General features: G+C 72.1%; 7 protein-coding genes. 1 reads left to right on the top strand and 6 read right to left on the bottom strand.

All coding sequences use genetic code 11. The features are described from left to right. Positions 1 to 96: 96 nt before the first annotated feature. The 6 genes from ACFXGA_RS35915 to ACFXGA_RS35890 all read right to left on the bottom strand — a co-directional run bounded on the left by ACFXGA_RS35915 (position 97) and on the right by ACFXGA_RS35890 (position 7,242). Positions 97 to 1,812: a discoidin domain-containing protein gene (locus ACFXGA_RS35915; RefSeq protein WP_378096114.1), complete on the bottom strand. Its 1,716-nt coding sequence runs from the start codon at positions 1,810 to 1,812 to the stop codon at positions 97 to 99. Further along, positions 1,809 to 3,071, bottom strand: a complete 1,263-nt coding sequence (locus ACFXGA_RS35910) for a DUF1996 domain-containing protein (protein WP_378096111.1) — start codon at positions 3,069 to 3,071, stop codon at positions 1,809 to 1,811. Before ACFXGA_RS35910 ends, ACFXGA_RS35915 begins: the two co-directional genes overlap by 4 nt. A 262-nt stretch (positions 3,072 to 3,333) precedes the next feature. Then, entirely contained in the window at positions 3,334 to 3,912 is a 579-nt protein-coding gene (gene idi / locus ACFXGA_RS35905; RefSeq protein ID WP_378096108.1) for an isopentenyl-diphosphate Delta-isomerase, read from the bottom strand. Positions 3,913 to 3,936: 24 nt separating this feature from the next. Next, positions 3,937 to 5,289, bottom strand: coding sequence for a class I adenylate-forming enzyme family protein (locus ACFXGA_RS35900; RefSeq protein WP_378096105.1), 1,353 nt, complete (start codon positions 5,287 to 5,289; stop codon positions 3,937 to 3,939). 6 nt (positions 5,290 to 5,295) lie between these two features. Then, positions 5,296 to 6,369, bottom strand: a complete 1,074-nt coding sequence (locus ACFXGA_RS35895) for a 3-dehydroquinate synthase II family protein (RefSeq protein WP_378096102.1) — start codon at positions 6,367 to 6,369, stop codon at positions 5,296 to 5,298. Between the two features lie 75 nt (positions 6,370 to 6,444). Beyond that, a complete protein-coding gene (locus ACFXGA_RS35890; protein WP_378096100.1) occupies positions 6,445 to 7,242 on the bottom strand; it encodes a 2-amino-3,7-dideoxy-D-threo-hept-6-ulosonate synthase in 798 nt (265 codons plus the stop codon). A 211-nt stretch (positions 7,243 to 7,453) separates the two neighbouring features. On the opposite strand from ACFXGA_RS35890, the gene ACFXGA_RS35885 reads away from it, so the two are divergent. Continuing rightward, complete coding sequence (locus ACFXGA_RS35885) at positions 7,454 to 8,410, top strand: LysR family transcriptional regulator (RefSeq protein WP_378096134.1); 957 nt, start codon at positions 7,454 to 7,456, stop codon at positions 8,408 to 8,410. The last annotated feature ends 57 nt before the right edge of the window (positions 8,411 to 8,467 follow it).

Here is an 8,467-nt window from a genome sequence, read left to right as displayed (position 1 = left end):
CCGCGCCCCACACACCCCAGGGGTTGGGGGCGGCGCCCCCCACCCCATTAACGGGGGGGGGGGGCGCCCCCGGGGGGCGCCCCCCCACCCACCCCGTCACTGGTAGACGCGGACGTAGTCGACCAGCATGCGCTGCGGGAAGACCGTGGTGGCGTCCGGCGGACCGGGCCAGTCACCGCCCACCGCGTTGTTGAGCAGGATGAAGAACGGCTTGTCGAACACCCACGGACCGCGGGTCGCCTCCACCGTGGCCTTGTCGATGGAGATGACCGTCACATCGTCGATGCTGAACGTGATGCCCCGGCTGTTCCAGTCGACGCGGAACGTGTGGAACGCGTTCGCGAAGTCCTGGCCGATGTCGCGCATCTGGCCGATGCCGCCACCGCCGAAGTACGCCGGGCCGTGGATGGTCTGGTACGCCGTGTTGGGCTCGCGGCCGAGGTGCTCCATGATGTCGATCTCGCCGCTCGCGGGCCACGGCGTGCCCTTGAAGATGTCGGTGCCGAGCATCCAGAACGCGGGCCACAGGCCCTTGGTGCCCGAGACCTTGATGCGGGCCTCCATCCGGCCGTAGGTCCAGGACGCCTTGCCCTCGGTGATGATGCGGGCGGAGGTGTACTGACACGTGCCGGAGCCGCTGACCGGGTCGACCGGGCACGCCGAGCCCGGCGTGACCTCCCGCCTCGCCTCCAGCACCATGTTGCCCGCGCCGTCGGTGAACGCGTTGCGGTTGTCGGTGTAGTACTGCAACTCCGCGTTCTGCCCGGTGCCGATCTCCGGCCGCCACTTGGTCGCGTCCGGCCGGGTGCCCGCGGGCGCGTTGAACTCGTCGCTCCACACCAGCCGCAGCGGGTTGCCCGGGTCCGGGGCCTGCGGCGGTGGCGGCGTCGGGCTGCCGCCGGTGCCGTAGACCTGGAACTCCCACAGCGAGTAGCCGTACTGACCGCTGCGCTTGGTCAGGTTGACCCGGACGTACCGGCCCGTGCCGCTCACCGCGAACGTCTGCTTGAACCCGGTGCCGTTGGTGACGGTGTGGATCGTGGTCCAGCTCGACGCGTTGGCCGAGGTCTGGATCTGGAACCCGGTGGCGAACGCCGGGTCCCACTGCAACACGACCTTGCTGACCTGGGCCGTCGCGCCGAGGTCGACGTAGATCCAGCCCGGGTCCACCCAGCCGGTGGTGGCGCTGGTGGCCCACCGCGTGGCCGGGTTGTAGTCCAGCGCCTTGGCCGGGGTGCAGCCGGGGCACGCGCCGTCGTCCTGGAACGACGAGGCGAACGCCGGCTTGTTGTACGACAGCAGCTGCTCGCCCGGCTGCGGGTTGCCGTTCGTCCCGGTGCGGACCGCGAACTCCCACAGGGACACGCCGTACTGCGTGGCGCGCGCCGTGGTGTAGACGCGGACGTAGCGACCCGTGCCGGTGAAGGTGATGTTCTGCGTGCCACCGGCGCCGGTCGTGGTCTGGTACACCGTCGTCCACGCGGAGCCGTCGGCCGAGACCTGGATCTGGAAGGCCGTCGCGTACGCGGCCTCCCACTGGAGCGTGGCGCCGCAGACCTCGCGGCTCGTGCCCAGGTCGACCCGCAGCCACTGCGGGTCGCTGAACGCGCTGGACCAGCGGGTGCCGGCGTCGCCGTCCACCGCCGAGCCGGCCGCGAACGGGCTGCCCGGTTCCACCGACGACGCGGTGACCGGCGCGTTCAACGCCGCGTTGGCCGTGCCGCACTCCGCCGCCCGCGCGGCGGTCGACGGCACGATCAGCGCGGTGAGCAGGGCGAACGCCGAGCCGATTCGGATCAGGGACGTCCTCATGGGCGACCGTCCGCGCCGCACTTGATGATCGGGTTGATGCAGTCGCGCACCCGGCGGGCGAGTTCGGCCTCCGGCCACGCGTTGAAGAAGTCGCCGTGCATGGTGAACCCGGGTCCCGAGGCGAGCCGGAACCGCGACGGGTCGCCGTTCACCGGGTAGCGCAGCACCTGGCGCAGCTTCGGCACCGGCACCGGGTGGGTCGACGGGCACTCGGCGTTCACCGGGTAGGCCATGTGGCTCTTGTGGTCCGGCGAGTCCAGGTCGCGGCCGTTCCAGCACTGCGGGAAGTCCAGGTAGGACTCCAGCATCGTGCCCGACGGGCAGTTCACGAAGTCCTTGGACGCGCCCACGTGCCCGGCGTGCAGGCAGGACCAGCGCGAGATCGTGCTGGCGTCCGGCGCGGTGGCCTTCGCGTTGCCCGCCACGATCCGCAGGCCCAGCGGGAACGGCTGGATGCGCGCGATCACGTCGTCGCGCACGCCCTCGCCGAGGTAGTAGAACGTGGTGCCGGTCGGCTCCACGGGCTGGTTGTCCGCGTAGAGGGTCGGCACCCAGTACGAGGACAGGTCGACGCCCGGGCTGCAGTTGCTCGTGCCGGCCAGCAGGGTCTGGACGGTGGAGCGGGCGTTGGTGGTGGTGTTGCCGAAGAAGCTGTGCATGTGCGACGCGCCGGGCAGGTTCGGCGCGACGATCGGGTCGTCGGGCAGTCGGTGGCTGTACGGGCACTCCGCGAGGAACTCGGCGACGCGCACGATCGGACCGCTGGTGTTGCGGACGCCGAACACCTGGAACTCCCACAGCGACACGCCGTACTGGGTGGCACGGGCGGTCGTGTAGACGCGGACGAACCGGGTGGTGGCCGAGACGGTCAGGTTCTGCACGCCGACGTTGCCGGACGCGGTGGCGATGGTGGTCCAGGAGTTGCCGTCGGCCGAGGTCTGGAGCTGGAAGGACCGCGCGTAGGCGGCTTCCCAGTTCAGCGTGACCTGGCTGATGGCGGTGGACGTGCCGAGGTCGACGCGGATCCACTGCGGGTCGGCCGCGGCGCTGGACCAGCGGGTGCCGGCGTTGCCGTCGACGGCCGCGGAGGCGGGCGTGCCGCCGTTCTCGGTGGAGGAGGCGGTGACGGGCCTGCCCTGGGACAGCAGTTCCGGCGCCGCCGAGGCGGGAGCGGTGACGAACGTCAGTGCCGACGCGGTCAGTGCCCCGACTGCCAGCGTGGTGACCAGACGACGCCATCGGCGAATGGTGGGGATCACGACTCCCCTTTCGTAGGGCGTTGCGAGGTGGTTTGGGAGAGCGCTCTCACAGCGGAACGTAGGACGGGCCCCTGTATCAGTCAAGGAAAGTCGGGCGTTCCGGTCATCCCGTAACACCGACCGAGAGAGCGCTCTCTCACACCTGAACGTCGAACCCACCCGACCCGAACGTTCGACACACGGGACCCAAACGTACGACTCACGCGTGAGTCCTACGTTCGCGTCGCGCGTGTCCTACGTTCGGAACGGGCGAGTTGAGCGTTCAGGACAGGCGGGCGGCGGCGGGCAGGCCCGCGGGCGACGCGACCGGCCAGGCCGACGGGTCCGGGCCCAGCTCCCACAGCTCGGCCACCTGGAGCGCGCACCACGGCGACACGGGACGGGCGCCCGCGAGCACGGCCGGGGCGAACTCCGCCCACGGCACCCACTCGAACGCGTCCACCTCGTCCGGGTTCGGCCGCGGGTCGCCGGACACCCGGCCCCGGAACACGGGGCACATCTCGTTCTCGGTGATCCCGTTCTCCATCACCGCCCGGTAGCGGAACGCGGGCAGCACGAGGTCGAGCGCGACGTCGGCCAGCCCCAGCTCGTCGGCCAACCGCCGCGTCACCGCGCCGACCATCGGCTCGTCGGGCGCGGGGTGCCCGCAGCACGAGTTCGTCCAGACCCCCGGCCACGTCTTCTTGTGCAGGGCGCGCCTGGTCAGCAGCAGCCTGCCCGCCCCGTCGAACAGGTACGACGAGAACGCCAGGTGCAGCGGGGTGGACGAGTGGTGCACCGATGCCTTGTCGGCCACACCGATCCCGGCACCGGACTCGTCCAGGAGCACGACTTGTTCCACGCGCCCACCCTGCCACACCGGCGATCACCGCGCGTCGGCGAGGACCCTCGGGTTGCGCACCAGCTTCCCGCTGGACGTGCGCGGCAGCGCCCGCAGCACGTGGACCCGCTGCGGCTGCTTGAACTCGGCCAGCCGCTCGGCGCACCACGCGGCCACCGCCTCCGGCGTCAACGCGTCCGACGCGGTCGAGACGTACGCCTCGATCACCGAGTCGTGCACCGCGATCGCCTCGGTGACCAGCGGGTGGGCCCGCAGGGCCGCCTCGACCTGGGTCAGGTCCACGTTGCTGCCGCGCACCACGACGAGCGAGTCGGCCCGGCCCAGCAGCCGCAGGTTGCCGCGCGCGTCGAACTCGCCCCGGTCACCCGTCCGGAACCACCCGTCCAGGTAACGGCCGTGGTCGCCGTCGTCCAGGTACGGCGACTGGTCGAGCGCGACCTCCACCAGGCCGTCCCGCACCCGGATCGTGGTGTCGGACAGCGGCCGGCCCACGGACGGCCGGCTCGTCCCCGTCACGTCCATGGTGAGCGCGCCGGTCTCGGTGGTGCCGAAGCACTCCCCGACCCGGAACCCGTACGCGTCGGCGAACCGCTCGGCAACGTCCGGCCGCATCAGCTCGCCGCCCGCGAACGCCCCTCGCACGGTGCGCAGCGCGGACCGGTCGGCGGCCTCGGCGAGCAGCTCGAAGTGGTGCGGCACGCCGGTGACGAAGTCGACCTCGTGCCGCGCGGCGGTCCGCAGCACCTCCTCCGCCGTCGGCCGCGCGGCGAACACCAGCCGCACGCCGACGGCCAACGCGTGCAGCAGCCCGCCCATCAGCCCGAAGCTCTGCGCGGTCGAGTTGAGCAGCAGCATCCGCTCGCCCCGCCCCGGCATGCCCTCGGCCGCGCCGAACCGCATCACCTCGCGGATGATCGACTCGGTGCTGCGGCCGACGACCTTCGGCACCCCGGTCGAGCCGGAGGTGAACTGGACGAGCCGGTGCCGGGTCGCGGCGGGCCGGCCGTCGGGCCGCTCCTCGGTGACGAGCTCGTGGCGCTCGCGGAACACGCCGTCGTGGCGGGCGACGCCGCGCACGACGAACTGCGGGCGGGTCAGGTCGAGCAGCACGTCGACCTCGGCGGGGGTGAGCCGGGGGTCGATCGAGATCACCCGGGCGCCGAGGCCCCACAGCGCCAGCACCACCTCCAGGTGGGTGAAGCTCGGGGGCACGTGCAGCGCCACCGCGCTGCCCTCCCCCACTCCGGAGGCGGCGAACCGGCTCGCCTCGGCGGCGACCGCGGCGCGCAACGCGCCGTGGGTCGTGGTGTGCTCGTGGGTGAACACCGGCACGTCGTCGCCGTGGCGGCGCAACAGGTCGGTGACGAACTCGCGCATCTTGGTTCAGGTCTCCTTGCAGAACTCGCCGATGGGGATGCCCACGTGCCGCTGCTCGGTCGCGATGTAGCCGAGCAGCTCGTCACCGCGTTGCAGCTCGGTGACGTTGCGGACCTTCCCGCCGGGGCCGAGCACCCGCACGTGCCAGTCGTCCTGCACGGTGAGGCTCACCTCGACGCCCTCGGGCGAGTGCGCGGTGATCGTCAGGATCGGGCGCGACTCGAGCTTGGCCCGACCGACGGTGAGCTTGCGGGTGCGGCCCTCGGAGTTGACGGCGAGCACCGTGCTGCCCGAGCGCAGCTCGGACAGGTAGTTGGTGCGGTTGTCCGGGCCGAGCACGTAGGAGTGCAGGGCGCCGGCGTTGACCCGGAACGGCCGGGTCGGCATGTAGGGCAGCGGGTGGGTCTCGCTGCAGCACAGGATGAAGCCCGAGGAGAACGAGCCGACCAGGATGCCCTCGTCCTCCTGGAAGTGCGACGCGGTGTCCACGCACACGCGGTCGCCCAGGCCGTTGTGGGCGATGCCGTCGACGACGAGCGTGGTCAGGTTCAGCGGCGGTGTGGTGGCCTCCAGCAGCCTGGCCAGCTTGAACACGTCGTTGGCGTCCCGCGGCGCCATCAGCACGCCGTCCGAGCCGTGCTCCAGCACGTCGAGCACGATCGCGGCCTCCTCGAGGTCGGCCACGACGGTGACGAGCTTGCCCGGCGCGCCGTCGGCGGCCGCGATGACGATCTCCAGCGGGATCTTGGTCGGGTCGGTGAACGCGACCACGGTGTGCCCCAGCCGCACCGCCGCGGCGCACGCGAGCTTGAGCGTGCGGTCGTCGCGGACCTGCACGAACGCCGCGTCGGTGGTGAGCCGCTCCAGCGCGTTCTGGTCGTCCACCACCACGGTGACCAGGTGCGGGCTGTCCACCGCGGCGTCGGTGACGAGCACCCGGGTGATCGTGGGCGGCAGCGTGTCCAGCAGCGCCGGGTCGTCGGAGACGACACCCGCGAGCCGGGCGTGCACGGCGGCGTCCACGACGGCTTCGCGCTGCGCTTCGGGGACGGGTCGGAGGTCGATCCAGGCGAACTTCAACGGTTCTCCAAGGGGGTGAGCGTGCGACCGCCCGCCGCCGGGCCGGGCGCCGGCGGCGGTCGCGGGGGGACGTGGTCAGGACGAGGCCACGACACCCGTCATGGCGCGGACGAGGTCCGACCGGGTGTCGTCGTGGACGATGGAGGCCAGTTCCGCGACCAGCGACATCGGCGCGGGCGCGGTGAATACGCGGCGGCCGACGGCCAGTCCCGCGCAGCCGACCGCCATCGCGGTGCGGGCGTGGTCCACGACGCTGCCGCCGGTCGCCGGACCGCCCGCGACCAGCACCGGGATCGGGCAGCTCGCGATCACCTCGGCCATCCGCTCGGCGGGGTGCGCGAGGTTGGTCTTGACGAGGTCCGCGCCCAGGTCGACGGCGATGTTGACCACGTGCGCGAGCAGCGCGGGGTCGTTCTGGTCGGCGATGCGCGGGCCGCGCGGGTAGACCATCGCGACCAGCGGCACGTTCCAGTCGTCGCACGCCTTGGCGACCACCCCGAAGTCGACGAGTTGGCGCTCCTCGGTGTCCGAGCCGATGTTCACGTGCACGCTGACCGCGTCGGCCCCCAGCCGCAGCGCCTCGTCCACTTCGCCGACCAGCACCTTGGCGTTGGTGTCGGCGGCGTGCGCGGTGCCCGCGCTGAGGTGGACGATCAGCGCGCACCCCGCGAGCACGTCCGGGTCGATCGTCCGCACGCGTCCTTTGTGGACGATGATGGCGTCGGCGCCGCCGACGACCACCGAGTCGATCAGCTCGTGCCACCGGTCGCGCGGCGCGACCGGCCCGTCCGAGACGCTGTGGTCGAGCGGGACGAAGAGGTACCTGTCGTCGCGCGGACGGGAAAGGCGTCGCAGCCGCAACGCTTTCCTCATGTCGCTCACACCTCCTCGGTAGACGGCCATGGCCACCAGCAGGGTGGTGGAACGGGCGAGCGCGGCGGGAGGTGTGAGGTGGCGATAACTCGTCAGTTATGCACCTGTTGGAGCAATCGCCTCGTGTCCCGCTGGACACGGGACGGCCTCCCCTGGTACGCGCGCGGTCGATGGCCGGTTTGTCTCATTGCCCTAGGCTGCCGCAGTGAACATGGAGCTCAGGCATCTCCACGTCGTGCTGACCGTGGCGGAAGCGGGCAGCATCAGCCGAGCCGCCTCCCTGCTCAAGATCGCGCAGGCCGGGTTGACCGCGCAGTTGCGCCGCATCGAACGCGGCTTCGGTGGTCCGTTGTTCCTGCGCCGCACCGACGGCGTCGAGCTGACCGAACTGGGCCGCCACGTCGTGCTGCGGTCCCGTGACCTGGTGGAACGGTTCGACGACCTGCTCGCCACGGCGCGCAAGCTGGCCGCGGAGAGCGACGTCGCGGGCGTGCGGCTCGGCGGTGTGGCCGGGTCGCTGACGCCGTTGCTGGTGGGCGTGGTCCGCGCGTTGCTGCCCACGCACCCGCAGACGACCCACATCGAGCGCACCAGCGACGCGGTGCTCGACCTGGTCCGCACCGGGAAGCTGGACCTCGCGCTGGTCACGGAGTTCCCGGAGAGTCCACTGCGGATCCCCGAAGAAGTGGACTGCCGGACCGTCGTGACGGAGCCGATGCTGGTCGGGATCGCGGTCGGGCACCGGCTTTCCGCGCGCAACGAGGTACGGCTGTCCGAACTGGCCGACGAGGAGTGGGCGGTGCCCGACGAGAGCTACGGCGGCGGGCGGCTCGACCTGCACCTGGCCTGCGAGGCGGCCGGCTTCACGCCGCGCTGCGCGCACTTCGGCGTCGACCCGGCGTCGGCCGCGGAGCTGGTGCGCTCGGCGCACACCGTGGCGTGCTTCTTCCCGACCGGCCACGACCTGCCGGGCGTGCTGCTCAAGCCGATCGTGGGCAACCCGGTGCACCGGCGCGTCACCGTGGCGTGGCGGCGGGACTGCGCGGTGGCCGAGTACGTCGACGACATCCACGCCGCGCTGCTGCGCGCCTACCAGGAGCGGATCTGGGCCCACGGCCCCCGGACCGCGAAGCTCGCCGCGACCGGGTGGACCGTGGCCGCGAGCTGAGGGTCCGCCGACTCGGGATCCGGGCCGCGGGTCGCGGTGGCGCGCGGCAGCGCCCCG

Source organism: Actinosynnema sp. NPDC059335 (assembly GCF_042752395.1).
Lineage (GTDB): Bacteria > Actinomycetota > Actinomycetes > Mycobacteriales > Pseudonocardiaceae > Actinosynnema.
Note: the sequence above shows the minus strand (reverse complement) of the source record. Positions and strands in the feature narration are given on the sequence as shown.